Consider the following 25,836-nt stretch of genomic DNA (forward strand, 5'->3'; position numbering starts at 1 on the left):
GTCTGTTCAGCAGTTAATCGCTTAGATTGGCTCCCAGCTTTGGAAAAGCAAACCGGATCAGCAGCGCAACATCGGGTGCTTCGCCCCTCGAACATTATCGGGTAACGCGGCGAGTGGACTCGTCACGTTGGCGAACCTCTCACTCGGGTCAACGCCTTAATAAAAGGTGTACGGCAGGATTCGAACCCTGGAATCGCCAGTAACGTTCACTGGCTTCCAGGAGTCCAAAGTAACTTTTTAAAACAATACGTTAGATTCTAATAATTACCGCACCAAGGCACTTTTGAATGCGTTGGAGCCCGCGCCGATCTTGGGGCGCATAAGGTTGCAGAAATCATTCCGCCCTCCCCCGCGTGCTGCCGATCGAACACTATCGCCAATAGTCGTAGTGAAACATCCGGGGGCCGCTGATAATCTGCGACCACGTTCGCCAGCCGTTTAGGGATGGAGGCGAAAATAGAAGCCCTGGAGCCGCGAACCTCCGGGGCTTTGCTTTTTTGGCGCAGGCTGACACCCAACTCTTCTGGGCATTTTTCCTTTGGCCCTAAATTGTTCAGGGCGCTGGGCGAAATCCCTTTCAGTACCGACATGGCCGAAATCGGAATGGTTGTTATGTGCCTTGATCTTTCCCGATAGACACGTTCGATTGCCCCCCGCCGGATTGTTTGGTTGTCATGGATTTGGTGTGTTTGTGCATTGGCATAGCCGTGAAGCAAGCCTACGATCAGCCCCTGAGACAGCCGACCTTGCGATTGCTCATGGTCGCGTTTAGCGCGGATACAAAAACGCCCGCGTGGCGGCGGGCGTTTGGCATAGATCGTCGAAGCGTTATCGCCTTAATCGAAGGCGCCGTTGAGGACTTCGTAGATTATGCCGGAAGCAATTGCGACCAGTATCAAGTCCGTGCCTGCCTGCTGCCATTCGTAGCCGTCGTAATGTGGAAGTCTGCCCAGCAATCGACCATCAAGCTTCTTGGCGATGCCTGGAGGAAGAGGCTTCCCTCTGGCCAGGTTCTTTTGTATTCCGGGTGGCAGTGAAGGGCCTGGGCTCCAGTAGTCACGGTAGCCACCGAGCACTCCCAATACGCTGCCTCGGTCAACGCTTGGTCCGCGAGACCAGTCGTCTCCGCTCGGACCTTTCCCCTTATTACCCTGGTTGCCATGACCTTGACCACCTTGTGAGTTGCCTTTTCCATTGCCTTGACCTTTCCCATTGCCAGGGTCTGCGAGTGCAGCCACCGAGCCAACGGCCAAAGTAAGGCAGATAGCAGCTACAAGCGTGCGTGATCTAAACATGACTGTCTTCTCCGGAAGGGAATGCTCCCTGAAATGTAGACGGTATTGAAGGTTTTAGTTCCGTAATACCCATCCCACTCGCTGCATCCGTTAACGGAGCGTGGCACCCAACGATAACCGCCGATTAGGCACCCTCCAGGTTAAAAAACTGCGGGATCAGGTGCTGCTTTCGATTTCACCAATCGTCGATGCCTTACACCCAGCACTGCCAAACACGTACATACATTCCCCTTGTATTTGATAGCTTAAAGCCATCAAGCGGCATGCCTCATGCGCAGAGCCACCTTGGACAAGACGTGGACGTCTGGCAATCATCACTCATTGGTGAATTGTTTCTATCAGGGAAGAGGATCTGAAGCGGGTGACCGCCACCCCATCCTCCATAGCCAAATGCTCAGGCATGCACGCGCGCCTATGGCTGACCCTGCCCGACCAAAGCGTTAAGCATTGGTGCCTTCCCAGGAATCTGTTTTGCGACCAACAGTCGTTGCCCAGGAGCACCCTCAGGAAATGGATTCCGGAAACCATTCAATAAACGGGGCGAACTCCGAAAAGCCAAACGAGTAGGAACTTAAATATGGAGATTTATAGTATGTCAGCTCAAGAAAACTACGTTGGTGTTGGCGGATGGACTGCTTACCACGAACTGACTCCAAAGGACCACGCTGTATTCAAAGAAGCCTTGGAAGGCTTTGTGGGGGTGCAATACACCCCTGAGACGGTTGCGACCCAGGTCGTCGCCGGCACAAACTATCGCTATCACGCCAAAGCACAGCAGCCTGGTTCGCCAGCAATCTGGGCAGCAATCGTAGAAATCTACGCCCCCCTCAAAGGTAAGCCGCACATCACCCAGATCATCCGCATCTAAGCGCGCTTAACACCCTTCGGGTCACGCGAGGATTGCGGGACTCGAAGGCTGATCGCGCGCCCTTGCTTGTGCTGCGCTTCTGGCTTCTCCCTCCCCTGGAGCCGCAAGCATGACGATTGATGCCCTCCCCGACCTGAATGCGTATCCCACCCCTGAGCGGGCGTTTCGCTATCTGCGACTTATTGCGAGGTGGCCGAGGTTCGTGGGTGCGATGAAGGCTACGTGCCGGACCTCTTCCCCGCCCAGCATTACGGTGACTACCTGATCCTGAACATCGACCTGAAGCCAGGCCGGATCAAGAACTGGAGGAAGCCGGTCGCCACCGACATCGAAAAGATGATCGAGGCGAACCAGGAAAACTGATCAACCAGCGCGGTGTATCGGATATCGCTCAGCCCTCTGTGATGACAGCAGGGTGGTTGCCTTGCCCCTGGCCTTAGCGGATTTTGTCGCGGCGTAGACGGGCAACACTCGAAGGGATTCAAGCGACATCCGATGCGGACGAATTCGCGGCCTATAACGCTATAGGCCGCCACTGATACTCAAGGAATCAGTCATCCCGATCATCACGATCTCGACCGTGATAACGATCATACCCGCGATCATCGTATCGGCGATCATACCCACGGCCCCGACCTTGGTCATCGTAGCCCTGGTCGTATCTGCGCCCATGATCATCCCCTCTGTAACGATCATGCCCATACCGTCCTCCGTCGTCCCAGATAGGCACGCAACCACCAAGCAGAATAAGACCAGAAATGGCCAAAAGGGTTATTGCTGCGCGCTTCATCTTGAACGTCCTAATTGCTTGAGAGGGTTAATTTTTTGACTGCAAATCAGCCCAATGATTCAGCCGTGCCCGCGAATAAACATCGGCCCGAGCGGCCGCCAGGGCATGATCAATTACACGTCGCTGAAGAGCGTCGCGCCGGGGAAAATTGGCCAGGCCGATCTACCTGAGCGCCATGTGCATCGACGCCCGGGGCGACCGCTACAGCAATTCCGTGGAGAGGGTGAGCACTAAAATCCACCAACACCGCTAAGCCGTGCGTTAAAAGTAACCGTACAGTAGACACATCTTGACGAAATCATCTTAGGCCATGGCGCGAGCAAGACGCCCTTGTTGACGGTAGCGGTGAAGCGTTTACGAGCTTTTGGTGTCCGGGAGAGGCCCTTTGGCCCAGTGGGCCAATGCTTCACCGCTCAGGTAAGGCAGAGCCTCGCGGGCCGTATGTGCGAACCGAGTACTACTGGTACCTTTATCGTCATATCTGAACCAGTGGTCGCCGCCCATAAGCTGTATCAAAACGTGGGCTTTGTGCTGGAGTCGGAGCAGGAAGGACAGCAGTGGTGCAAGTCGGTGGTGGAGCAGTGTTTTGTGCGGCAAGGGGTTTGACGCAACAGCGCCCCAGTAAATGGGGCACTGTTACGGCCTGACGATCACTCGTCGAGATTGCCCATGGCTGTGGTGTTAAAGCCGCCGTCCACGTACATGATTTCCCCGCTGATTCCCGACTCCAGGCCCGAGCACAGGAAGGCGCCGGCATTGCCGACCTCTTCAATGGTGACGTTACGGCGCAACGGCGTTTGCGCCTCGTTGGCCACCAGCGTCTTGAGGAAATTCTAGATGCCGGAAGCGGCGAGGGTGCGAATCGGCCCGGCAGACACCGCGTTAACCCGCGTGCCTTCGGGGCTCAACGAGCCGGCCAGATACCGTACGCCAGCCTCCAGCGAAGCCTTGGCCATGCCCATCACGTTGTAGTTGGGCATGGTGCGTTCTGCGCCCAGGTAAGACAGGGTCAACAGGCTGCCATTGCGGCCCTTCATCAGCTCCCGACCGGGAATATTACGAGGCCCATGGGCGGTTGGGGAGATACTTTTTCAAGTGATGGCATTAAGCTATCTCGCACTTAACCATCATGGCATTTAACAGGGTTTGAATTTATCTATGGGTCGTTCCTTTGCTTGGGTCTTTCCGTTGTGCCTGGTGGCTGTTTTTGGTGCGGGTTGTTCTTCTCATAAAGGCCTGCCGCCGGCCAAACCCAAGCCGGTCGTACTGACGGCAGACGACCACCATGCGAAGGTTATTTTCAGAATGCTCAGCACCGAATCGCAGGTGAGCTTCAGCGCTGGGCCCGAGGGGAATTTGAGCAGCGTGGGGGTTGTTTACAACGATTCCCTGGAGCAACAGGCGCCGGCGTTTGTCCGAGGGTTATACAAGGGCCTGGCCCATGGGCTCTATCGTGCCCGGCCGTTCCGGGAGACGTTGGTGCCGGCGAATCAGTTGACGGTGGTGGAAGGCGTTGCGAACTGGCGCAATGATCGCGGGACCTCGTACAGCCTGGAAAAGTGCGGGCCGTTGTCGCGCAGCTTTCTGCCGAAAGCGAACAAGACCTATCTGGTGGAGTTTGATTTGCAGGGGTTCTCGGTGTGTAGCGAGAAGGTTTATGACGTGACGGTGGAAGGGCAGAAGGAGTTGGTTTTACCGGTAGCGAAATGACCGGTCACGACGCGCAAAATACGGCGCGCACCGAGATGACTCTTGAAAAACGGCGCTTACTCCAGAACTTCTCTAAGGAATACCTGTGCAACGAATTGCGTTACTGCTTTCCATGGCAGCCGTCGGGGGGTGTGTTAGTCAGCCAGTGTCGCTGAGCAAAAGTGCGGTAAAGGCATATGGCGTTTTTCTGGGTCAACCTGTGGTAGCTGATACGGTATTCCGTGACGGAGACAGATTGAATTTCCAGCTCGTCGCTCCGAAAACAGATGCAAAACCGGAACGCACCGTTGTGCAATTGGAGGCGTCTTGCAGCGTGGCACAACTGCGTGCCGCTTACATTGATTCTCCCTTTGCGCGGGTTTACATCAATCGGCAAAACGGGGTGTACGTGGGCGCACGCTCCCTGACGTCATCCCTTTATTCAGGGCTCACCAGTAACCCGAGTTTCATTCACGCCTGTTCTGAGACACCGCAGCCCGACTGGAGAGTCGTCAGCGTAAAAGAGGATGACCAATGGGTGATGCTTGATAGGCATAGCATCAAACAGCAAGGCTCGGAAACGCTGTTCTGGGGGGCGTATGACAATAAAAAAATAGTGACGGATGCCTCGCAAGGCACGCCGTCTGCCCAAAAGCGTGAACACTATGCTGTCGATTGCACCGAGCAGAAGTTTCGTCGGCTGGCCAGTTATGACGTTGATATATTTAACAGTGTGATAGACGGTGAGACCCCGCAGAATCCAGTCGTCAAGACTGTTGCGCAAGCCCGCGATGATTACAAGCTGTTGTTCAAGACGCTGTGCGCCGGCGCTGAACAACTGAAGCAACTGCCCACGTATAAACCGCGCTACAAAGTGCGTGCTGTGCCAAGCCCATATAGTGTTGGTACGCCAATGCTTTCTGCAATCAACGCCCTCAATCTGCAACCGGCAGCCAAAAAACTCAGCTATGTTGCGACGAGCCGGACACCCACCCGCAAGGGTGGTGCTTCGTTGGTGTACGAAGAGAATTTCCTCACCACGGACTCAGCGAGCGGGCAAGTAGTTGTCGATGTACGCAGTGAGGCGTACGAGATACGTAGAGTTACTTGGCGGGGGTTGATTGTGCTCGCCAGTACCATCACTACGTTTGACCAGAAAGTGGGCACCTATGAACTCAAAAGCTTGAGTTTTTCCGGGGATTGGCAGCGCATGCCCATAGGCTCTCTCCTGAGTTACTCCGCTCAGGGGCGCCAGCACGGCGCTGAGCAACGTTGGGGCGACGGGAAAGGCTACGCGGTCGACTGCACTGTAAAGCGCGAACTTGACGCCGATGAGCTCAGTGCTGGACTGACTGGAAAAGCCAAGGAAATGGGCTGCACGACTCAAGGCGACAAGCACGCAATCGTTAGAAAATTTTATTATTTGGCTGACTACGGCTATTTTTTCGCATGGGGTACGCAGAGCAATTCGCTCTCTGGTGATGAAGTTCATATTTTGAGCGTTCGCTAAACGATAGCGCTAAAATGCGCATTCCACGCCATCCGGCCACCCAGCCCACCAACATCCGGCCACCTATTCCACGCTCATCCGGCCGGGCAGTCGGAGCGCAGCGACGCAGGCTTGCATTGTTAGTCTGAAGTCTCTGTCGCCGTCAATTTCGTTGCGCGTCTGCGCATCGATTCGCCCTTCAGTTCGATCCGATAAGCGTTATGTACCAGCCGGTCGAGGATCGCATCGCCCAGGGTCGGATCGCCGATCAGTGCGTGCCATTTGTCCACCGGCATCTGGCTGGTTACCAGCGTCGAGCGGTTGCCGTAGCGGTCGTCCAGCAGTTCAAGCATGTCGCGCCGCTGAGCAGCGGTAAACGGCGCCAAGCCCCAGTCATCCAGGATCAGCAGGTCGGTCTTGGCGTAGCCGGCCATTAGCTTGGCGAAGCGGCCGTCGCCGTGTGCCAGGCCCAGTTCTTCCATCAAGCGCGGCAGGCGCAGATAGCGCACGCTGTAACCGTCGCGGCAAGCTTTATGAGCCAGCGCGCAGGCGAGCCAGGTTTTGCCTACGCCCGTCGGCCCGCCGATGATCAGGTTCAGGCCATCGCGCAGCCACTGGCCGCTACCCAGTTGCAGGATCAGCGCCTTGTCCAGGCCACGAGGGCTGCGGTAATCGATGTCTTCCAGGCAGGCGTTATGGCGCAGTCGTGCGGCTTTGAGGCGAGTCGTCAGGCGGGCGTCTTCGCGCTCGGTCAGCTCGCGGTCGACCATCAGGCCGAGGCGTTCGTCGAAGCTGAGATCGTTGATGTCGGGCGTTGCGTGTTGTTCGCCAAGCGCCTTGATCATGCCGTGCAGGCGTAGGATTTGCAGCTTGTCGAGGGTCGGGTTAGGCAGCATGTTCGTGCTCCTTTTTCAGTCAGTGGTAGTAGCCAGGGCCGCGCAGATTGATATGTTCATCGGGCAGTAACGGCAGGTTTTGCTGGGCAAGAGGTAGCCGTTCCAGGCCTTGGCGCAGGATCGATTCGAGGCTCTTGTAACTGCATGCGCCTAGGGCCAGCGCACGTTGGCAAGCGGCTTCCAGCCGCTCTTCGCCGTGCTGTTTGCTCAAGCGCAGGATGCCCAGACAGGCGCGGAAGCCATGCTGCGGATGGATTCGGCGTTCGAGGATGTAGGCGATGACACCGGCCGTATTCGGGCCCGTCTGCTCAGCCCAGCGGATCAGCCGCTGGGGCGTCCACTCGGCGTGTTCGCGGTGACTTTTGGGCATGTGCTCGGTGTGGGTAGTGTGGCGGCCTTTGTGCGGCGAGCGCAGATGGCTGGCCACGCGCTGGTTGGCGTGGAAGCACTCGACGGTCTGCGCGGTCAGGCGTACTTCGAGTTGGTGTTTCACCAGTTGGTACGGCACGGAGTAAAAATGGCCGTCGACTTCGACGTGGTAGTCGATGTGGACTCGCACCTTTTTCCATTCGGCGTAGACATACGGATGTTCTGGTAGCGGTTGCAGCGCGGGTTGGTCGATGGTCTCGAAGGCCGAGCGGCGTGAGCCGGGCAGTTTCTTGAAGGGCTTCTGATTGAGGCGATCCAGCAGCAGTCCGATGGCGGTGTTGAGTTCACCCAGCGAAAAGAACTGCCGATTGCGCAGCACCGCCAGGATCCAGCGCTCGACCACTTGAACACCGACTTCGACCTTGGCTTTGTCCTTGGGTTTTCGTGAGCGAGCGGGCAATACGGCGACGCCGTAGTGCTCGGCCAGATCGCGGTAGCTGGGGTTGATATCGGGCTCGTAACGGTGCGCCTTGGTCACGCCACTGCGCAGATTGTCGGGCACCAGGATCTGTGCGGTGCCGCCGAAAAAGCAAAACAGCGGGCATGCGAGCCCAGCCAGTCGGGCAGTTTCTGCGACCAGGTCGCCTCGGCGAAGGTGTAGCTGGAGGCGCCGAGGACGGCGACGAAGATCTGGGCCTGGCGGATCTCTCCGGTTCGCCGGTCGATGATCGGCACGGTCTGACCCGCGTAATCGACGAACAGCTTTTCGCCGGCGCGATGTTCCTGGCGCATGACCACGTCGACCTTGGCGGCCCAGAGCCGGTAGTGCTCGCAGAACCAGCTGTATTGGAAGCCTTGCGGATGGGCGAGTCGATATTCTTGCCAAAGCAGGGCCAGGGTTACGCCGGGGCGGCGCAACTCTGCGTGGACATGAGTCCAGTCCGGCATCGGACGTTGATCGCTGGGGACGTCGGGTGGTGGCGGAAAAAGACGCTGCTGCAACTGCGCCTCGCTCGCCGCACACGGCCAAGTCAGCCCGCTGGCAGCAAAGCGATTGAGGTACTCACCGATAGTTGCGCGACCCACCTGCAAGCTGACAGCGATCTGGCGAGCAGATAGGCCGACCTCAAACTTGAGACGTAGCACTTCCTTAATTTTACGCATGGATAACCGCTCCACGACGACCTCTCTGCTTCGATAAAAGAGGTCGATGGTAGTGAATTAATCCTGCGTTGCTGCCTGCCTTGTGGGTGGCCGGATGGCCGTGGAACGGGTGGCCGGATCATCGTGGAATCAGTGGCCGGATGTTCATGGAATGGGTGGCCGGATGCCCGTGGAATCCGCAGCTAAAAAAAGGTTCTTCACGGAATCCCGGGAAACACAGAAACAAGAACGCCGATTTGATGGATGATGTTCGTGCGAGCAAACACATCTAAAAAACCGGCGTTCTTATGCGCAATATTAATACTTTCCTTCCTTTTTGGGAGGGCTTTTCTGTCGTTGCGATCAAACCTGACGGCGATGCCCTTCAAATCGATCTGATCCCCCAGGCCACGCGATTTCCCACCTGTGGTGGCTGCCAAAAGCTCTGTTCAACAACTCATGAGTACTGCGATCGAGTCGTGCGTGACTTGCCGATTCTCGGTCGCGCAGTCCGCCTCAACGTGCAGCTCAGGCGTGTTAGTTGCCGTGATTGTGGCAAGCGCATGGAGGTCGTCAGTTGGCTGGATCGCTATGCCCGCATGACGCGCCGGCTGGCGGAGGCCGTTATTCAAGCCTGCGAACGCCTTCCTACACTGCATGTTGCGCAAATGTTCGGGCTGCACTGGGACACCGTTCGGTTGCTGGAGCGGCGCGCTCTGCAAGCGGCGTTGAGTGCCTTACCCAAGGCCCAGCCACGGCGCCTGATAATGGACGAGTTCGCGTTATTCAAAGGTCATCGCTACGCCAGCGTGGTGTTGGACGCTGATACTCGGCGAGTGCTTTGGATCGGCGAAGGCCGTAGCCGAGCGGCAGTCAGACCGTTTTTCGAAGAGCTGGGGCCAGAAGGGTGCGCCCGAATTGAAGCGGTAGCGATGGACATGAACACGGCTTATGACCTGGAAGTTCGCCAACACTGCCCAAAAGCACGAGTGATTTATGACCTTTTCCATGTGGTCGCCAAATATGGCCGAGAAGTGATTGATCGTGTTCGCGTTGACGAGGCGAACCGATTGCGCCATGACAAGCCCGCTCGAAAGATCATAAAGCAAGCGCGATGGTTGCTATTGCGTAACCCGGAGAACCTGAAAAAGCCGGAACAGCAGGTTCATTTACAGGATCTGCTGGCCGCTAACCAATCGTTAATGACGGTCTACTTGATGAAGGCCGAGCTCAAAATGCTCTGGGCGCCGAGCGATGCCTGGGACTGGAGATCAGCCTGGAAGCAGTGGCTGCGTCATGCTCAAGAAAGCGAAATACCCGCACTGATCCAGTTCGCAAAGCGACTAAAGGGCTACTGGCGGGGCATCGTGAGCCGGGTACGCTGGCCAATGCACACTGGTCAGTTGGAAGGAATAAACAATCGAATAAAGGTCATCAAACGAATGGCGTACGGTTACCGGGACAGCGAATTCTTTTTCATGAAGATCAAGAGCGTCTTTCCCGGCAATCCGTGAAGAACCTAAAAAAAGAGGGGTGGTCAGGCACAAGAAGCCATCAACGCATTGGTATGGTCGATCTGGCTCTGCATTTGTATGTCTTACTGTGTAGCCTTAGAAGCGACCTTCAGAGCCGCGTCGAGATCCTGCTCAGCGATGGAAAGAATGATCCTTAGATTCTCCATCTCGTAATGATGATCCTTGGATACCGCAGCCATTTCGAGCAGATTCTGTTTATTGATTTCCTCAATTTCGGCGCGGAGCTCCTGGCTTAGGGCGTTCTGACGAACCACGCTCGAACCGAGGGTCGCTGCGACCTCTGCTCTCGCTTTTTTGCTCTCGATTAACGTTAGTACCAGTACACCGGTCACGATCAGAAGCGCACCGATCACGAACACCCAGCCAGCAGAATAACCGCCAGTCCCGCTACAACACTTCGCATGTCGTTCCCTCTTTGGTTTGGCGGGACTGTAGCACCTGGCCGCAGAAAGCAAAAAGCCCAGCGCGAGGCTGGGCTCAAAGCAACTAATCTGCAAGAGACTAAGCGTCTGGAACTTCTTTATCGAGTGCAAGCTTTGGATCAGCCACCTCTACCCAGCCCTTCTTCAAATACTCATCTGCCACAATTCTACGTATCAAAAAACAGTAGATGATTGGCAGTCCAGCAATAGGTATAGCTGCCCAAGGCGGGCCTGCAAACAGCCCCAACCCTATAGCAATACCCCAGATCAATAAATGGCGCCAAAGGCCGGCGAAGCAAAGATAGAGTGGGCCTAGGAACAATATTGCCAGAACCTGAAACGCATCGACTTCTTCAACCTTGCCATTGTCTAGACTTTTGAAGTATCGGGCCATTGCACTCTCCGTGTGGGGGTTAATTCGGAAAAATAGCACTGGGAAAGCCAGATGCAAAGAGCCCTGCGTGGGGCTGGGCTCTTCTGTTGTGAGCTCAGCCCTTCTTCAGTGCGATGAAAGCACCGCCGATTCCAAAAACAGCACTGTAGCCGGCCCCGCACGGAACGTCGGGTTGTGCTTGGCTGCCTCAAGCATATGCGGAGCGAGATCATGGGCATCAAGCGCTTCTTTTGATGCCCACTTCTCGATCAATACAAAGCTATCGCTATTTCCGACTACAGGATGGATATCATATTGAATGCACCCTTGCTCAGCCCTGACCAAAGGAGCGAGTTTTTCAAAAGCCGCGAGCTGGCCCGAGCCTCGACCTGGCTGGGTATTGATGATGACGACAAGCCGAACTTCATCAGACATAGGTAACACGCCGCATACTAAAGAGGGGAAAATACAGTACGCTACAACCAAGTACAGATGCAAAAAGCCCAGCGATGAGCTGGGCCTAACTGGTTCAACTAGGCTCCGGTCACGGGAACTCTGCCAGCGTTGCAGTAAGGTAGTTGAATCTTTGATTTAGACTTATCGGCGGACTTCACCGTCCCATAGGCGGTTGCTAGTGTGGACACCGCGTCCACTGCCATCTTCAGTCCGGGTGTCGAATCGGCGCCCACCTTTGCCAAGCTACCGTTATCGTTTAGGTCTACCGAGAATTTAGAGGTTTCGAGCCATCCAGCCTCGTAACGGATATAGCTTTCCTGGGCCGCCGGGATTAGCTTCGTTTCAGTGACTTGGACCGCAAAGCAGCCAGTGTTTTCGTCGCCGCCGGCGTAACGTAGCATCTCACCTTCTTTATTCAGGATTTTGTCCTGAATGTAATGCTCCTTTACCTGAACTAGCCGAAAAAAAGGAACACCCTCACAACCATTCTTGCAGTCAGATTGCTCATACGTGACAATTTTCCCTGAGCATCCTGCCAGCACTGCTATCACTGAAAAAATCATAAACCGTTTCATGCCCACTTCCTCCCCTATATGGCTTATTGCCACAACAAGATCGTAGCGGGCGCTAGCGGAAGCGCCATTTTCTACGATCTCACATGCTGACCTGTCCAGGCATCCAGCGTGAATGGAATGCCAGTGGCGCCGGGGAGCGCGTCGATAGTAGCCTCTGGCTTTCACTCAACCAAGGAATGGTCATGTCGATCAGAAGTCTTGCAAAGAACCTACCCGCCGATCCAAACAACAAGGGTCACGTACTCGGATGGGGCATGTGCCGCAATGCGACATGGGACTTTGTAGATATTTATGCCTCAAAAGATGCGGCAGATGCCGAAACTGCAAGGCTCGGCGAGGGTTATTCGGTTGATTTTGGCTCTCATGAGCTGGGTACCGACAACTACCTTGGCGGGCTTACGCCACCGGGCGCGCCAGACAAGCAACGGGGCACTAAAGGTTAACGTATGCGAGCCATAGTAAGGGCGTCGACCAGCACGCCGTCACGGACGGCGTATTTCCGTAGAGTCCCCTCCACTTCAAACCCAAATTTCTGGTAGAGGGCCAGAGCGGCTTCGTTGTCTGAATACACAGTCAGCTCAACCCGGACCAGGTTCATCCAGTTGTCAGCGATGTCTAACACAGCGGCCATCAACTTGGATCCGACACCTTTACCGTGCCAGTCCTGAGCCACGCCCATGTAGACCGACCCGACATGGCTTTGGCGGATTCGCGCGTATTGGTCCAAGCCTATATTGCCGATAACCTTAGCCTGATTGATGGCAACTAGCTGAACGCGACGCTCATCACAGCCCGCTAGACGACTACGCCAAATATCGTTTGGCTGATAGGGCATCTGAAGCACTTGGCGGCATACAGCCGGCTCGTTGTAGAGCGCGGTCACGCCTTCCACGTGAGCATCAGTGAATCGCTCAATGACGATTTCTGCGGATGAGACGGTCACTGTTTTCAATCCTCTGTGAAGCGAATGGCAAAGTAGTTTAGAAAATCACGCCGCCAAAAAGCCAGTACCAAATATATGGCCTTCAAAGGCATTAGCTGACACTAAGCGGAGCAGGAGTTGCATCGCATAGCCCGCATCCAGTAACGCAAACGACAAACCTGGCTCGCACTGCCGGCCAGCGGGATAGAAGAGGTAGGCCATGGCTGTCGAGCAGAAAGCGCGGTCAGCAAAAACCGCGGCGAAGAGGAATTGCGGATGCACGCCCTTGCCGATACACGGAAGGTGCTTTCTGACCTGATGACTTGGCACCAAATCGAGGAACAAGGCGAGGCAATGACATTGGCCCTGCATCATCTGCATGCACTAGGGCCGGCAGGATCAGCGCCGTTCTTCACACCGCCGCGACGCGAAATCACTATCAGCGAAAACGTATCACGGAAACTGAAAAAGCTGGGCATAGCTGAGATAGATCCTGATGAGGTCGATTAACGTCCGGAGTTTATTCCCTGCTAGCACTTGTGATTGACGAACTCAGACATGGGATGCTTTTCAATTGCCCACCTCGCGAGTTCACCTAATTGCCCACCTTCTTCTTTGAACATATGAGCAGTTCGGGGTGAAATCACAGGACTTCCGACCAAAGGGCCTTTAAATTTGATCAATTCATATCGGAACGCATACTCCCAATTTGCGATTGCCGCCAGGCTGAGCTCTATATCGGTATTTTTAATCAAGTCCCATACCAGTCGCTGATTTTCGATACTCATACGCTCGCCGATATAGACCGCTTTGATACATTCGCGAGGAAGGTCCATCGTCACAATCGGAAAGTTCGAAGCTTCGCTATCAGCGACTTTGCAGTCAGACAATGACCGGACCAGTCTGACTTCGCGTTCATAACTCCAGACGTTTGACTTAACGCACAGGTCTGATATCGGTACATGACGGTCAAAAAAATCTTCAATATTAAATACAGGCCTACGTTTCTGGTATTTGACGGGGTTTAATCCAGTAAAGAATTCGTGCAATTCATCAAATTCTATGATTGCCCCGGCGTAATCCTGAGCGTAATGCCCCCACATCAAAAGGCTGTCCGGATTTCTACTCAAGCAGAGGATGCCCAAACTTCGATTCAAAGAGCTGACGATTTTACGGGCTTGAATGTCACTACGATGCTCCTCGGGACCAGGGATGTGGCTTCGATCAATACCCTTCCGCCTAGGGCTCGTTACACAAAATGAAAACTCGCGATCCTTTTCTTCAATATCGGCAGGAATAATAAATTGAGGAAGTAGCTCGAACGGATCATTGAACGCGCCAGGCTGTGTGAACTTAATGCTGCCTTTGAGAATTCTCAACGCTGTACCGGCGGTGACGTATTTGTACAGAGCCACTTGCAACACTCCTTGACCCGGCCCCATGCCGGTCACCCGTAATACCCCATATCAAAGGGCCATGTCAGATAACGATTCCAGCTCAAGAAGACTTTTGCCCGTTGCCGATGCTTTTCGCGCGATCCATACCCCAGTCAATGGCCTCATCAACTGTCATGCCTTGAACGTCGGAAGTGTAGTCCTCGAGCACTGGCTTCCCTTCGGCCGTGTAAACACCAACAAAAAGCTGAATCTGGCCATCACCTCGGTGTCGTCCACAAGATTCCACAAATACCCCGTTGCTCAGCGTCAGCTCTTTGCTTTTATAGGGCTCGCGTACAGCCGCCCAATCGAAATACGCCTTTGTCCTTTCGCGTGAAATCAATCCCATCGCCTCAACCTCCTCATATTTGAGCCAGAAGTAAGGCACATCATTCCATTTACCGCCAGCAGGCGAAGATCCCCTATGCCTACTCACAACATCGTCAGCATGAGCGGCGGCAAAGACAGCACAGCTACGCTGCTGGTCGCCCGCGAGCTGGAGGTGCCGAACCTAAGTACTGTGGTGGCTGACACCGGGCATGAGCATCCAGAGAGACTTACGACTACATCCACTACCTGGCCGAAGCCACTGGAGTTCCCATCTGCTCCCACGGGGTGAACGATATATGCGGGCCGATCGGCACCGTAACAGCTAGCGGCGGCGGCCAGTCCATCAGCACCGCGGTGATGATCCAGGCCAACGGTGGCTTCAACACCACCCACGCCAAGGACATCCACGAACCGATGACCACAGTGACCAACACCGGCAGCCAGCAGCAACTGGCTGTGGCGAACCTGGTGCACTTGCGCGGCAACTGTGATGCACGCGACTTGAACGACCCGCTGCACACCGTCAGCGCCAGCGGCCAACACCACGGGTTGGTCAGCGCATTCACGGAGCGGGCATTCGGCGGCAGCGTGGGCCAGGGCCTGGATGATCCGGCGCCGACCATTACTGCCGGAGGCGGCGGTAAAAGTTCACTGGTGCCGCTCATGCTGTCGCCAGAGCATGAAGCTGGCGCCCTTCGCGTCGCCACCTTCCTGATCAGCTACTACGGCACCGAGAACACTAGCGCTTGTGACTCACCAGCACCGACCATCACCACCAAGGACCGCCTCGCAACGGTCACCGTAATGGTGAAAGGCACGCCATACGTGATCGTCGACATCTGCTTGCGAATGCTGAAACCCAAAGAGCTGTACAAGGCTCGGGGCTTCCCGGCCGACTACATCATCAGCCACGGCGCAGACGGCAAGCCGTTCACCAAGACCCAACAGGTGCACATGTGCGGCAACAGCGTCAGCCCGCCGCCGATGGCCGCGCTGGCACGGGCCAACGACCCGTGGCGGGTAGCGGTCTCGATTCATAAAGCAGCATAGATTTTATAGAAACCCGACGAACGGTCGAGAAATACCACCAGAAAAGGCGCCCGGCCTTTCCACTATCAATACATGTGAATCATTTCTAGATTCATATCAACGCGAGTAGGTGCTGTTTCTATGAGTAAAAAATGTGAGTGCTGCAAAACCATTTCAGACCGGGAAAAAAGGGAACACTTCTGTGCTGGAATCTTCTTTTCCGTCGTTGTGGCTGGTTTCTTCTACTACTGGGGATACTGGCATTTCTAAGTCGAGCGCTGTGACAAGCGCCTGATGACCACAAGCCGATGGCTGCACCAACGCAGCCATCGGCAACCTCAATACACTAGCAACCACCCTCCCTTGTTCGCTCCCCCTCCCCTTCAAAGTCAGCCGCTATAGCGGCAAGGAAGAATGAACCCGTCACTTGCTACTTGGAGATGTGTTTTAAAAGGTCTCGGCATCGCTGTTCGAAATCTGAAAAAGCTTTCTCAACCTTAACCGCTCCCTGACTTCCGGCTTGGTGAACAGATAATAGCGATTTCCTATCTTCCCCAACCGCCATTTGCATCATCTCATTCACAACATCCCTCACCATCTTTTCCAGCGACATTGGATTACTTGGCAGCATAGACAGCTCTAAATCTGACAACAGGATAGAAACAACATTCCAAGTCCTGGTCATCTCATTTACTTTAACAAACCACTCGCGCTGGATTTCATACGGATACAGCTCAGCCAACGCATTATCGTCTCGAGACCTTAGGTAGTGAGAAAAATGCTCACACATGCTGTTCAAGTAAACAAGTGGAGGACTTGCATTTAAGGCATGGGACCTTAGCTCCATGACGGCGTCATAGCGCTTCTGCAATTTGAACTGATGCTTCCAGCTATTTAAAGCAACGAGAGCCACTACCGCAGTAGCCACAGTGGCAATACTGGAACTTGCACTAAGAAAGCTCACCAAACCAATCTGCCCATCCTTGGAAAATATGAAACCAAAGACACTTCCGGAAAGAAACAGCAAGACGCAATAAATAGTCGTCGCTATTTTATCAGTCATTATTTTTCCTAAATTCCATCCACTTTTTATCTGCGGAGAATACTCGTACACCCGAAAATAAACAAAGACCCATCCTGTTCTCGGCACCGATGGTGCACGCCATCCTGGAAGGCCGGAAGACGGTCACACGGCGGGCAATCAAGGTTCAGCCGCATATCGATGCCAGTGGCAATTTCTGCGTAGGCCGCTCCAACTACGGCCGGGACGGTTACGGCAGACCTGTGACCAAGCACGTCGTCAACGGCTGCTGCCCCTACCTGATTGTCACTGAGGATGGGCGGCAGGTGACCAAGCCGATGCTGCGGCTGCGCTTTGACGATGCCAGGAACCTGGCGATTGCGACAGCGCGCGAGAAAGGAGACGGGATTCTCGCTGCGAGCATTCGCCAGTTCCAACTCCGCGATATCCGGCCGAAAGCCGCCAGCGAGATCCTAGACCTGGGCGATGCCAGCCGCTTCCTGGGGCACACGGACAAGCGCATCACGGAGACGGTCTACAGACGCATTGGCGAGATCGTAAAGCCGACTCGTAGATCTCGAATCTGGCGGAGTTGCGGAAACCGCCTGAAATGAAGCGGAAACGATCAGATGCTTCACTGCCGACACTCCTAAACCCCAGAAACGCAAAAGCCCCGCATCAGCGGGGCTTTCGTGTAAATCTTGGCGGGAAACCAGGGATTCGAACCCTGGGAACGCTATTAACGTTCGCCGGTTTTCAAGACCGGTGCATTCAACCACTCTGCCAATTTCCCTTTTGCATCACAGGATTATAGCAGCCCATCCTGTCTCAGCGGGCGCCATAATACCCGAATGAAACACACTGTCAAACTCTCGCCATCGCTTGTTACAGAGCGTCTGTTATGATCTTTGCGACTGAACGTTTCAAAACCGAAGGAGTGTCGCCATGCGCGAACAGAATTACGCAGTGAATGGTAACGCGCAGGCTGAGCAGCTTGAAGTCAGCCGCGTCTTGCGCAACACCTATGGCTTGCTCGCCCTTACCCTCGCATTCAGCGGCGTGATGGCGTTCATGGCGCAGCAGATGCGCGTCGGCTACCCGAATGTCTTTGTCGTGTTGATCGGCTTCTACGGTCTGTTCTTCCTGACCAACAAGCTGCGTGACTCGGCCTGGGGACTGGTGTCGGCGTTTGCCTTGACCGGTTTCATGGGCTTTATCCTCGGCCCGATCCTTAACCGTTACCTCGGCATGGCCGGCGGCGCGGAAGTGGTCAGCTCGGCGTTTGCCATGACAGCCCTGGTGTTTGGTGGTTTGTCGGCGTATGTGCTGATCACCCGCAAGGACATGAGTTTCCTGGGTGGCTTCATCACCGCCGGCTTCTTCGTGTTGCTGGGGGCGGTGGTCGCTGGCATGTTCTTCCAGATCAGCGGTCTGCAGTTGGCGATCAGCGCAGGTTTTGTGCTGTTCTCCTCCGTGTGCATCCTGTTCCAGACCAGCGCCATCATCCACGGCGGTGAGCGCAACTACATCATGGCGACCATCAGCCTGTATGTGTCGATCTACAACCTGTTCATCAGCCTGTTGCAGATCTTCGGCATCATGAGCCGCGACGACTGATTGCCAGCAGTATAAAAATGCCCCGTATCGCAAGATACGGGGCATTTTTGTTTCAGGACGCTTTGTTCAGGGCTCAGTACTGGTTGGGCTCCATCTCCAGATCGACCTTGAAACGCTGGGCAATATCCTGCTGGATACGTAGCGCCAGGTTGGCGATGTCATGCCCGGTGGCGCCGCCGTAGTTGACCAGCACCAATGCCTGCATCTTATGCACGCCGGCATCTCCATCACGAAAGCCCTTCCAACCGGCCTTGTCGATCAACCAGCCGGCAGCGAGTTTCATCTGTCCGTCGGCCTGGGGATAGGCCACCAAGTCCGGATACAAGCCCTGCAACTCGGCGGCCAGCGCCTGGGACACCAATGGGTTTTTGAAGAAGCTGCCGGCATTGCCCAGCTCTGCGGGGTCCGGCAGTTTTTCCCGACGGATGCCGCAGATCGCCCGGCTGACATCGCTCGGGGTGGCGTCGGTAATCCCCTGCCCGGCCAGGCGCTGTTGCACGGGGCCGTAGTCGAGCTTGAGGTGGCTGACGCGGCTCAGGGCAAACCGCACCCGCAGGATCAGCCAGCGTCCGGTTTCGTGTTTGAACAGGCTGTCCCGGTAGGCGAAGTTGCATTCTTCCAGGCTGAAATCACGTAACTCGCCGGTCTGGCGATCCAGGGCCGTCAAGCCGGCGAACACATCCTTGATCTCCACTCCGTAGGCGCCGATGTTTTGCATCGGTGCGGCGCCCACGGTGCCCGGGATCAGGCTGAGGTTTTCGAGGCCGCAGAAGCCATGTTCCAGGGTCCACAGTACGAACGGGTGCCAGGCTTCGCCCGCTTCGGCCTCGACCACCACATGCTGGCCGTCATCCTGCAGCACCCGAATACCCTGGGTCGCCATGCGCAATACCAAGGCCGGAATATCCCGGGTCAGCAGCAGGTTGCTGCCACCACCGATCACCAGCAGCGGTACTGCCTGGGCGGCGGCATAGGCCAGGGCCTCGCGAACATCCGCGTCGCTGTGGGCCTCGGCGAAGAGCTGGGCACGCACGTCGATGCCGAAGCTGTTGAATGGCTTGAGCGATACCTGCGCAAGCACTTGCAAGGTCATAACCGCCCCTTCAATTCGATCACCAATAAATCACAGGCTCGTTCGATCAGGTCCAGGACCCGCTCAAAGCCTTGTTCGCCTTCGTAGTAAGGGTCTGGCACCTCGTCCACTTCAGAGTCGTAGCGGCGCAGGAACAGGTCGAGCTCGGCCTTGCCCTGCCCCGGCTGCATCGCTTTGAGGTTACGCAGGTTGCTGTGGTCCATGGCCAGGATCAGGTCATAACGCGCAAAGTCGGCGCGGGAGACCTGCTGCGCACGCTGGGCCGACAGATCGTAACCGCGCTGCCGCGCTGCCTGTTGGCTGCGTGAGTCCGGTGGGTTGCCGATATGCCATTCCCCCGTGCCGGCGGACGCTACGTCGACCTGGCCAGCCAAACCCGCTTCGCGCAATTTATGGCGCAATACGCCTTCAGCGGTGGGCGAGCGGCAGATGTTGCCCAGGCAGACAAACAGAACCTCCATCAGGCCCCCAGCAGGCGGCGGACGCGCTCGAGGTCTTCGTGGGTGTCGACACCCGCAGGCGGTGCTTCCAGAGCATCGCCGACATGGATACGCACGCCGTGCCACAGGGCACGCAGTTGTTCCAGGGATTCGGTGTTTTCCAGCCAGCACGGGCCCCAACTGACGAAGTCATGCAGGAAACCGGCGCGGTAGGCATAGATACCGATGTGACGGCGGTACGGCACGCCTTCTGGCAACCGGTCAGGATGCCTGGCAAAAGCATCCCGCGCCCAGGGCAACGTCGAGCGGCTGAATGTCAGCGCCAGGCCGTTGATGTCGCTGACCACCTTGACCACGTTCGGGTTGAACAGCGTTTCAATGTCTTCGATGGGCTCGGCCAGGGTCGCCATGCGCGCTTCGCCATGGGCCGCCAGGTTGGCGGCCACCTGGTCGATCACGCGCGGCGGGATCAACGGCTCGTCACCTTGCACATTGACCACGATGGCATCAGGCGCCAGGCCAAGTTGTGTGGCCACTTCGGCCAGGCGGTCGGTGCCGGAATTATGGTCTTCGCGGGTCAGTACCGCTTCGGCACCGAAGGTTTTGCACGCATCGATAATGCGCGGATCATCGGTGGCCACCACCACGCGTTCGGCGCTGCTTTTGCAGGCCTGTTCCCACACCAGCTGAATCATCGGCTTGTTGCCGATCAGTTGCAGCGGTTTACCCGGCAAGCGGGTCGAGGCGTAGCGCGATGGAATGACAACGGTAAAGGCTGTAGTCATTTATCCAGGCGCTCGTCGGTGGTCAGCGTGCGGGCTTCGCTTTCCAGCATCACCGGGATGCCATCACGGATCGGGTAAGCCAGGCCGGCGCCTTTGCTGATCAGTTCGGTCTTGTCCGCGCTGAGCTTGAGTGGGCCTTTGCAGATCGGGCAAGCGAGGATGTCGAGCAGTTTGGTGTCCATGAGTGTTTCCTGGAATGAAGCGTTTAAGGCAAGAGACGGGCGGGCAACAGACGCATCAGTTGCATGTCGAACCAGGCGACAAACGCTGGCGACGGCACCGCATCCACCGCAAGGTACCACCAGTCGGACTGGGCAAAGGCGCGGCACTTCACCGCGTCCTTCTCGGTCATGACCAGCGGCAATGATGGCGTGAAATTCAAGACTTCCGCGCTGTAGGACGCATGGTCGGCAAAAGCATGGGGTATCGGCTGCCAGTGTAGCGTTTCAAGGGTGTTGAAGAAACGTTGCGGGTTGCCGATACCGGCGACCGCATGCACCTGCTGGCCCGCCGGGAAGTAATCGACCGGCTGGCGTTCGCCGGTTTGCAAGTTGACCAACGCCGTGGGCAGCAGACGAAAGGCGAAACCATCTTCGCGATCGGCCCCGGCGCCATTATAGAGCAGCGCATCCACGCTCTTCAGGCGCTCCGCCGGTTCGCGCAACGGCCCGGCAGGCAGGCAGCGGCGATTGCCCAGGCCCCGGGCGGCGTCGATCAGCACCAGCTCAAGGTCGCGAGCCAGGCGGTAATGCTGCAGGCCGTCGTCGGAGAGGATCAGGTCCAGGGTTTCGCTGGCCAGCAGCGTCTTCACTGCGCGGCTGCGATCGGGGTCGATCATCAAGGGGACGCCGCAGCGCTGCACGATCAGCAAGGGTTCATCGCCAGCCACTTCAGCAGCGTGGCCGGCCTCGACCCGCCACGGCAACTGCGGTGGCTTCGCGCCATACCCGCGACTGACCACGCCCACACGCAAACCTCTGCGCTGGCAATGCTCGATCAACCACAGGATCAACGGCGTCTTGCCAGTCCCGCCCACGGTGATATTGCCGACCACCACCACCGGCACCGGCGATTGGTAGATCTCGCCCTCGCCCGCCAGGAAGCGCGCGCGCTTGCGCTGCACCACCGCGCGATACAGCGACTCCAGCGGCCGCAGCAACGTCAGCGCCGGATGGCCTTCGTACCAGGCCTTGAGCAAGCGATCGGACATGGCCATCAGGGTTGGCTCACCGCCTCGACGGTGCTCATGCGCAAGTGGCTGAACCCCAGCTTGCCGGCAGCGTCCATCGCAGTAATGACAGCCTGGTGCTGGGTCTTGCCATCGGCACTGATCGACAGCGGCATCTTGGTATCGCCACCGGACTCTTTCTGCAGGGCCTCCATCAGGCTGTTGAGGTCGTTCTTCGCGAGCAACTGGTTATTCACCGAAAACACGCCGTCGGCACTGATGGCGATATCCAGTTGCTTGACTTCCTGGTCCTCGGCCGGCGAGCCGCTGACCGCTTCCGGCAAATCGACCCGTAGCTCGGTCTGCCGCGTAAAGGTGGTGGTCACGACAAAAAACAGCAGCAGGATAAACACCACGTCGATCAGCGACGCGAGGTTGATATCAACATTTTCCCGTTGCTTGCGGCGAAATTTCACGCTTTGTCCCCGACCAAGTCCACGTCACGGTCGCCCTGCACCACTTCCACCAGCTTGATGGCTTCCTGCTCCATGCCGACCACCAGTTCATCGATCCGGCGCTGCAGGAAACGGTGGAAGAACACCGAGGGAATACCGACCATCAGGCCCGCCGCCGTGGTGATCAAGGCCTTGGAGATACCACCGGCCAGCACCGCGGCGTTGGTGCTCATGCCCGAGCCCATGAACGAGCTGAAAATATCGATCATGCCCAGTACCGTGCCCAGCAGGCCGAGCAACGGTGCCATGGCGGCGATAGTGCCTAGGGCGTTGATATAACGCTCCAGCTCATGGATGACCCGCGCCGCGGCCTCTTCGATGCACTCTTTCATGATCTCGCGACCATGCTTGGAGTTGGCCAGCCCGGCCGCGAGGATTTCACCCAGGGGTGAATTGGCACGCAGTTCCTTGAGTTTCTGCTTGTCGAGCTGCTTGTTCTTGATCCAGCCCCAGACCTGCCCCAGCAGATGCTCGGGTGTGACACGGCTGGCGCGCAAGGTCCACAGGCGTTCGGCAACGATGCCGAGTGCGGCGATGGAGCTCAAGATGATCGGCAACATCATCCAGCCACCGGATTTGACCAATTCCCACACAGTGAATGTCCCCTCGAAAAAGTGCGCCACTTTACCATATAGGTCAGGCAGCGGGGCTCGTCGACCCACGACCCGCCGATCACAGGCTTCGGCCATTGGTAACGTGCGGTTACGGTAGCGCTTCTCGCCAGAAGCGGCGTTGACTGCGCGCAACAATCGGTGGCGCGAAGGCGCCCAATCGCAAACGTACCGCGCCCTGTTCGGCGCTGTCATACACCTGCGTTCCCAACGCTTGATAGCGCTCCACCACCTGTGGATGAGGATGACCGAACGCATTGCCGCGCCCTCGGGAAATCAGCACCGACTTCGGCGCCAGCCGCTGCAGAAACGGCCAGGATGACGAACTGCGGCTACCATGGTGAGGGGCTTGCAGCCAATCGGTCGGCACCGCCAGGGTCGAGGCCAGAAACGCCTGCTCTGCGGCGCGATCGATATCGCCGGTGAGCAACAGGCGCTCGCCATTGGCCTGTACGTGCAATACACAGGATTTCGGGTTGCCATCAACTGCGTCTGGCCATTGCCACAATTCAAAGGACACGCCGTCCCACGCCCATTGTTCACCGCTGATACAAGGCTGAGTGTCGAGAAGCGCCGGCAACCCTTCGGTTTCACCACCGACGACCCGTTTGATCGGCAGCCCACGGGCGACAGCCGCCGCACCGCCGGCATGATCGGCATCGGCATGGCTCAGTAACATCATGTCCAGAGCGTCTACCCCGAGCCTCTTCAGCGACGGCAACACCACCCGCGCGCCGAGATCGACCGCCCCGGAGCGCGGGCCGGCATCGTAGAGCAAGGTGTGATGGCGGGTGCGCAGGATCAACGCCAGCCCCTGCCCGACATCCAGTTGCAGTACGTCCACCTGCCCGTGGGGCACCGGCTCGCGCGGCGGGAACACCGCCAACAACAGCATCGGCCAGCCGAGCAACCGAAACGGCACACCCTTGGGCAGCAACAGCAACACCGCACCGACCAGGCTAACCAGCCAATAACCCATGGGCACCTCGGCCGGTATCCACGCGGGCAATTGCCCCGCCAGCAGCGCCAGGGCGTTGAACAAGCCGTCCAGCGCCCCACCCGCCAGCCACAACAAGCCCGCGCCCACGAACGGCACCGCCAGCAATGCCGTCCCGAGCAGGGCCAGGGGCAACACCACCAGGCTGATCCACGGCACCGCAAATAGATTGGCCAGCGGCGCGCTGAGGCTGATGGGCAAACCCAGCACCAGCAACACCGGGAAAAGACCGATGGCTATCAACCATTGCGGACGGGTCCATGCCTGCCAAGCGCTCCAGCGGCCTAACCGACCGCCGAACGTCAGCCCCAGTACCGCCACGGCCGCAAAGGACAACCAGAACCCCGGCTGCAAGCTGGCCAAGGGTTCAAGGATCAGCACACCATTGAACGCCAGCAACAGCGGCCACCAGATGCCCAGATGACGGAAACGCAAACGCCACAGCAACACCAGCCCCACCATTACACAGGCGCGCTGCACCGGCACGCCGAACCCCGCCAGCAGGCCGTACCCCAACGCCGCGGTAAACGCCAGGCCACACGCCCACGGCAGCCACGGCCAGGTGCGCGGCCAGCAGCCGTAGCGCGCCAGAGCGGCGACGAGCGCGTAGATCAACCCCGCCAACAGGCCAATGTGCTGGCCGGAAATGACCAGCAAATGCACCGTGCCGGTGTCCTGCAAGACACGCCAGTCGTCGACCGTCAGCCCGGAGCCGTCCCCCAGCACCAGGGCCGCCAACCCCGCCTCGCGCCCTTGGGCGTCCACCGCCGTCAAGCGCTGACGGACCGCGTCGCGCCAAGCATTGCGGGCCGGCGCCAAGCGTTCGCCGTCCTTTACCGAGCCGGTGGCACCGATGCGCTGGGCGAGCAGCCAGGCTTCATGGTCGACGCCATGGAAGTTGAGCAGCCCCGACGGACGTTTAAGCGTCACCGCGAGGCGCCAACGCTCACCGCTGCGTACCGGTGGGCCACCGTGCCAGTACAGCCGAATGCGCACGGGCAAGCGGGCGTTGCGCGACCGGCTGTCGCTCAGTTCGAAACGCACGCCGCTGTCAGTCTGCTGCGGCAACCCGCTCACACGCCCCTCCAGCCAACGCGTCTGGCCGTCGAGCGGCGGACGCAAGCGGTCATCCAGCGCCCACTGCGCGCTCACACATGCCCAACACAAGCCGAACAGGAAAAACGCCAGCGGATAAGTGCGAAACGGCAGCAACATCAACGCCACCAGGGCCAGGGCCAACAGCATCCCGGCAGGCGGCAGTGCGGGTAGAAATCGCAGCGCAAGCAGCCCGAGTGCAAGCGCGAACATCCCTGTCCTCATGGATCATTCCTTTGACGTGATCCATTCAGTCTTAGCTGCCCCCCGGCCGCAGCCTATGATGTTTTGTCACAAAGTCTGAATTTTCTGTTTATAGAATGCGCGCATACTTGCCCCTCGACTTGATCTGGACCCCTTATGCCCCGGCGCTTATTCAAACGGTACATGCCCGACCCCACCAGTATCAGGGAACACAAGTCATTACAGTTTCTGGGCACCTTGCTGCATGACCCGAACCTCTGGCACCTGAATCGGCACTCGGTAGCCCGCGCCATGGCGGTAGGCCTGTTTGCGGCGTTTATCCCGATCCCCTTGCAGATGCTCTTGGCGGCGGTGCTGGCGATCACGGTGCGGGGCAATATGCCGATTGCCATCAGCCTGGTGTGGCTGACCAACCCGATCACCATGCCAGTGGTGTTCCTGTGTACCTACATGACCGGCGCCTGGCTGATGAACGTGCCGGCGCGCAGCCTGCCCGACGACCTGACGTGAGAGTGGATCAGCGGTCAGTTGAGCACGCTGTGGCAGCCGTTCCTGCTCGGCTCGCTGGTACTGGGTGTGGTGTTGGGCGCGCTGGCCTATTGCCTGACCATGGGTTATTGGCGCTGGTGGGTCGCGCACCAATGGAATAAACGCAAACTGCGTCGCGCTTGAG

Annotated in this window: 30 protein-coding genes, 1 tRNA gene and 5 pseudogenes; 13 read left to right on the forward strand and 23 right to left on the reverse strand. The window is 57.4% G+C overall.

Annotation, left to right across the window (positions count from 1 at the left end):
* Positions 1-836: 836 nt before the first annotated feature.
* A complete protein-coding gene (locus RGV59_RS24120) occupies positions 837-1,295 on the reverse strand; it encodes an anti-virulence regulator CigR family protein (RefSeq protein ID WP_082107743.1) in 459 nt (152 codons plus the stop codon).
* 592 nt (positions 1,296-1,887) lie between these two features.
* On the opposite strand from RGV59_RS24120, the gene RGV59_RS24125 reads away from it, so the two are divergent.
* Both RGV59_RS24125 and RGV59_RS24130 read left to right on the forward strand, forming a co-directional pair.
* The gene (locus tag RGV59_RS24125) at positions 1,888-2,163 is read left to right on the forward strand and encodes a hypothetical protein (RefSeq protein WP_046385245.1); all 276 of its coding nucleotides are present in this window, start codon (positions 1,888-1,890) and stop codon (positions 2,161-2,163) included.
* 222 nt (positions 2,164-2,385) lie between these two features.
* Positions 2,386-2,526, forward strand: coding sequence for a hypothetical protein (locus RGV59_RS24130; RefSeq protein WP_162231504.1), 141 nt, complete (start codon positions 2,386-2,388; stop codon positions 2,524-2,526).
* 159 nt (positions 2,527-2,685) lie between these two features.
* Here the strand turns inward: RGV59_RS24130 and RGV59_RS24135 are convergent, their stop codons facing one another.
* Positions 2,686-2,865: a hypothetical protein gene (locus tag RGV59_RS24135; protein WP_046383012.1), complete on the reverse strand. Its 180-nt coding sequence runs from the start codon at positions 2,863-2,865 to the stop codon at positions 2,686-2,688.
* Positions 2,866-3,451: 586 nt separating this feature from the next.
* Between RGV59_RS24135 and RGV59_RS24140 the strand changes: the two are divergent.
* A pseudogene (locus RGV59_RS24140) lies at positions 3,452-3,559 on the forward strand (MarR family transcriptional regulator); the annotation flags it as partial.
* Between the two features lie 44 nt (positions 3,560-3,603).
* Here the strand turns inward: RGV59_RS24140 and fabI are convergent.
* A pseudogene (fabI, locus tag RGV59_RS24145) lies at positions 3,604-4,002 on the reverse strand (enoyl-ACP reductase FabI); the annotation flags it as partial.
* A 109-nt stretch (positions 4,003-4,111) separates the two neighbouring features.
* On the opposite strand from fabI, the gene RGV59_RS24150 reads away from it, so the two are divergent.
* On the forward strand, positions 4,112-4,663 hold the full coding sequence (locus RGV59_RS24150; RefSeq protein WP_173677844.1) for a hypothetical protein: 552 nt from the start codon (positions 4,112-4,114) through the stop codon (positions 4,661-4,663).
* Between the two features lie 85 nt (positions 4,664-4,748).
* The gene (locus RGV59_RS24155) at positions 4,749-6,152 is read left to right on the forward strand and encodes a surface-adhesin E family protein (RefSeq protein WP_126587374.1); all 1,404 of its coding nucleotides are present in this window, start codon (positions 4,749-4,751) and stop codon (positions 6,150-6,152) included.
* A gap of 119 nt (positions 6,153-6,271) precedes the next feature.
* Here the strand turns inward: RGV59_RS24155 and istB are convergent, their stop codons facing one another.
* Both istB and istA read right to left on the reverse strand, forming a co-directional pair.
* On the reverse strand, positions 6,272-7,027 hold the full coding sequence (gene istB / locus RGV59_RS24160; RefSeq protein WP_057711072.1) for an IS21-like element ISPsy14 family helper ATPase IstB: 756 nt from the start codon (positions 7,025-7,027) through the stop codon (positions 6,272-6,274).
* Between the two features lie 19 nt (positions 7,028-7,046).
* Positions 7,047-8,560: pseudogene (gene istA / locus RGV59_RS24165) on the reverse strand (IS21 family transposase).
* A gap of 287 nt (positions 8,561-8,847) precedes the next feature.
* Between istA and RGV59_RS24170 the strand changes: the two are divergent.
* Positions 8,848-10,053 (forward strand): ISL3 family transposase, encoded by a 1,206-nt coding sequence (locus RGV59_RS24170; protein ID WP_026139890.1) that lies wholly within the window; start codon positions 8,848-8,850, stop codon positions 10,051-10,053.
* 83 nt (positions 10,054-10,136) lie between these two features.
* On the opposite strand, the gene RGV59_RS24175 is transcribed toward RGV59_RS24170, so the two are convergent.
* The 4 genes from RGV59_RS24175 to RGV59_RS24190 all read right to left on the reverse strand — a co-directional run bounded on the left by RGV59_RS24175 (position 10,137) and on the right by RGV59_RS24190 (position 11,900).
* Positions 10,137-10,427: a hypothetical protein gene (locus RGV59_RS24175; RefSeq protein ID WP_126585723.1), complete on the reverse strand. Its 291-nt coding sequence runs from the start codon at positions 10,425-10,427 to the stop codon at positions 10,137-10,139.
* A gap of 148 nt (positions 10,428-10,575) precedes the next feature.
* Positions 10,576-10,890: a hypothetical protein gene (locus RGV59_RS24180; RefSeq protein ID WP_046485314.1), complete on the reverse strand. Its 315-nt coding sequence runs from the start codon at positions 10,888-10,890 to the stop codon at positions 10,576-10,578.
* A gap of 105 nt (positions 10,891-10,995) precedes the next feature.
* On the reverse strand, positions 10,996-11,304 hold the full coding sequence (locus RGV59_RS24185; RefSeq protein WP_108525121.1) for a putative quinol monooxygenase: 309 nt from the start codon (positions 11,302-11,304) through the stop codon (positions 10,996-10,998).
* A 98-nt stretch (positions 11,305-11,402) separates the two neighbouring features.
* Entirely contained in the window at positions 11,403-11,900 is a 498-nt protein-coding gene (locus tag RGV59_RS24190; protein WP_079444170.1) for a hypothetical protein, read from the reverse strand.
* A gap of 83 nt (positions 11,901-11,983) precedes the next feature.
* On the opposite strand from RGV59_RS24190, the gene RGV59_RS24195 reads away from it, so the two are divergent.
* On the forward strand, positions 11,984-12,343 hold the full coding sequence (locus tag RGV59_RS24195) for a hypothetical protein (RefSeq protein WP_312023627.1): 360 nt from the start codon (positions 11,984-11,986) through the stop codon (positions 12,341-12,343).
* On the opposite strand, the gene RGV59_RS24200 is transcribed toward RGV59_RS24195, so the two are convergent.
* On the reverse strand, positions 12,340-12,843 hold the full coding sequence (locus RGV59_RS24200) for a GNAT family N-acetyltransferase (RefSeq protein WP_079444171.1): 504 nt from the start codon (positions 12,841-12,843) through the stop codon (positions 12,340-12,342). The genes RGV59_RS24195 and RGV59_RS24200 overlap by 4 nt on opposite strands.
* 255 nt (positions 12,844-13,098) lie before the next feature.
* Here RGV59_RS24200 and RGV59_RS24205 point away from each other — a divergent pair, with 255 nt between their 5' ends.
* Entirely contained in the window at positions 13,099-13,332 is a 234-nt protein-coding gene (locus RGV59_RS24205) for a hypothetical protein (RefSeq protein ID WP_126585724.1), read from the forward strand.
* Positions 13,333-13,352: 20 nt separating this feature from the next.
* Here RGV59_RS24205 and RGV59_RS24210 read toward each other — a convergent pair whose 3' ends face one another.
* Together RGV59_RS24210 and RGV59_RS24215 are read right to left on the reverse strand one after the other, a co-directional pair.
* Positions 13,353-14,237: a DUF2971 domain-containing protein gene (locus RGV59_RS24210; protein ID WP_126585725.1), complete on the reverse strand. Its 885-nt coding sequence runs from the start codon at positions 14,235-14,237 to the stop codon at positions 13,353-13,355.
* Between the two features lie 82 nt (positions 14,238-14,319).
* The gene (locus tag RGV59_RS24215; protein ID WP_126585726.1) at positions 14,320-14,646 is read right to left on the reverse strand and encodes a hypothetical protein; all 327 of its coding nucleotides are present in this window, start codon (positions 14,644-14,646) and stop codon (positions 14,320-14,322) included.
* A gap of 60 nt (positions 14,647-14,706) precedes the next feature.
* On the opposite strand from RGV59_RS24215, the gene RGV59_RS24220 reads away from it, so the two are divergent.
* Positions 14,707-14,877 carry a phosphoadenosine phosphosulfate reductase family protein gene (locus RGV59_RS24220; RefSeq protein ID WP_260473870.1) on the forward strand — a complete coding sequence of 57 codons (171 nt, stop codon included), beginning with the start codon at positions 14,707-14,709 and terminating at the stop codon, positions 14,875-14,877.
* Positions 14,865-15,638 (forward strand): annotated as a pseudogene (locus RGV59_RS24225) (DNA cytosine methyltransferase); the annotation flags it as partial. The gene RGV59_RS24220 and the pseudogene RGV59_RS24225, both read left to right, overlap by 13 nt.
* Positions 15,639-15,791: 153 nt before the next feature.
* Here the strand turns inward: RGV59_RS24225 and RGV59_RS24230 are convergent.
* Both RGV59_RS24230 and RGV59_RS24235 read right to left on the reverse strand, forming a co-directional pair.
* Positions 15,792-15,947, reverse strand: coding sequence for a hypothetical protein (locus RGV59_RS24230; protein ID WP_185833582.1), 156 nt, complete (start codon positions 15,945-15,947; stop codon positions 15,792-15,794).
* Positions 15,948-16,047: 100 nt separating this feature from the next.
* Positions 16,048-16,680 carry a hypothetical protein gene (locus RGV59_RS24235; protein ID WP_126585727.1) on the reverse strand — a complete coding sequence of 211 codons (633 nt, stop codon included), beginning with the start codon at positions 16,678-16,680 and terminating at the stop codon, positions 16,048-16,050.
* Between the two features lie 89 nt (positions 16,681-16,769).
* On the opposite strand from RGV59_RS24235, the gene RGV59_RS24240 reads away from it, so the two are divergent.
* Positions 16,770-17,252 (forward strand): hypothetical protein, encoded by a 483-nt coding sequence (locus RGV59_RS24240; protein WP_126585728.1) that lies wholly within the window; start codon positions 16,770-16,772, stop codon positions 17,250-17,252.
* 88 nt (positions 17,253-17,340) lie between these two features.
* Here the strand turns inward: RGV59_RS24240 and RGV59_RS24245 are convergent.
* Positions 17,341-17,431 (reverse strand) — tRNA-Ser (locus RGV59_RS24245).
* Between the two features lie 152 nt (positions 17,432-17,583).
* Here RGV59_RS24245 and RGV59_RS24250 point away from each other — a divergent pair.
* Positions 17,584-18,255, forward strand: coding sequence for a Bax inhibitor-1/YccA family protein (locus RGV59_RS24250; protein WP_017848008.1), 672 nt, complete (start codon positions 17,584-17,586; stop codon positions 18,253-18,255).
* Between the two features lie 73 nt (positions 18,256-18,328).
* On the opposite strand, the gene murB is transcribed toward RGV59_RS24250, so the two are convergent.
* From murB to RGV59_RS24290, 8 genes are all read right to left on the reverse strand, one after another.
* The gene (murB, locus tag RGV59_RS24255; protein ID WP_017848009.1) at positions 18,329-19,348 is read right to left on the reverse strand and encodes a UDP-N-acetylmuramate dehydrogenase; all 1,020 of its coding nucleotides are present in this window, start codon (positions 19,346-19,348) and stop codon (positions 18,329-18,331) included.
* A complete protein-coding gene (locus tag RGV59_RS24260) occupies positions 19,345-19,809 on the reverse strand; it encodes a low molecular weight protein-tyrosine-phosphatase (protein ID WP_017848010.1) in 465 nt (154 codons plus the stop codon). The genes murB and RGV59_RS24260 overlap by 4 nt, the downstream gene beginning before the upstream one ends.
* On the reverse strand, positions 19,809-20,573 hold the full coding sequence (gene kdsB / locus RGV59_RS24265; protein ID WP_017848011.1) for a 3-deoxy-manno-octulosonate cytidylyltransferase: 765 nt from the start codon (positions 20,571-20,573) through the stop codon (positions 19,809-19,811). The genes RGV59_RS24260 and kdsB overlap by 1 nt, the downstream gene beginning before the upstream one ends.
* On the reverse strand, positions 20,570-20,755 hold the full coding sequence (locus tag RGV59_RS24270; RefSeq protein WP_003174668.1) for a Trm112 family protein: 186 nt from the start codon (positions 20,753-20,755) through the stop codon (positions 20,570-20,572). The genes kdsB and RGV59_RS24270 overlap by 4 nt, the downstream gene beginning before the upstream one ends.
* A 23-nt stretch (positions 20,756-20,778) precedes the next feature.
* Positions 20,779-21,789, reverse strand: coding sequence for a tetraacyldisaccharide 4'-kinase (lpxK, locus tag RGV59_RS24275; RefSeq protein WP_126585729.1), 1,011 nt, complete (start codon positions 21,787-21,789; stop codon positions 20,779-20,781).
* A complete protein-coding gene (locus RGV59_RS24280; RefSeq protein WP_017848013.1) occupies positions 21,789-22,217 on the reverse strand; it encodes an ExbD/TolR family protein in 429 nt (142 codons plus the stop codon). The genes lpxK and RGV59_RS24280 overlap by 1 nt, the downstream gene beginning before the upstream one ends.
* Positions 22,214-22,849 (reverse strand): MotA/TolQ/ExbB proton channel family protein, encoded by a 636-nt coding sequence (locus tag RGV59_RS24285; protein ID WP_046382924.1) that lies wholly within the window; start codon positions 22,847-22,849, stop codon positions 22,214-22,216. The genes RGV59_RS24280 and RGV59_RS24285 overlap by 4 nt, the downstream gene beginning before the upstream one ends.
* Positions 22,850-22,958: 109 nt before the next feature.
* Positions 22,959-25,172 (reverse strand): DNA internalization-related competence protein ComEC/Rec2, encoded by a 2,214-nt coding sequence (locus tag RGV59_RS24290; protein WP_126585730.1) that lies wholly within the window; start codon positions 25,170-25,172, stop codon positions 22,959-22,961.
* Between the two features lie 147 nt (positions 25,173-25,319).
* Between RGV59_RS24290 and RGV59_RS24295 the strand changes: the two are divergent.
* Positions 25,320-25,835: pseudogene (locus RGV59_RS24295) on the forward strand (DUF2062 domain-containing protein).
* The last annotated feature ends 1 nt before the right edge of the window (position 25,836 follow it).

Source organism: Pseudomonas sp. FG1, assembly GCF_034313875.1.
Classification (GTDB): domain Bacteria; phylum Pseudomonadota; class Gammaproteobacteria; order Pseudomonadales; family Pseudomonadaceae; genus Aquipseudomonas; species Aquipseudomonas veronii.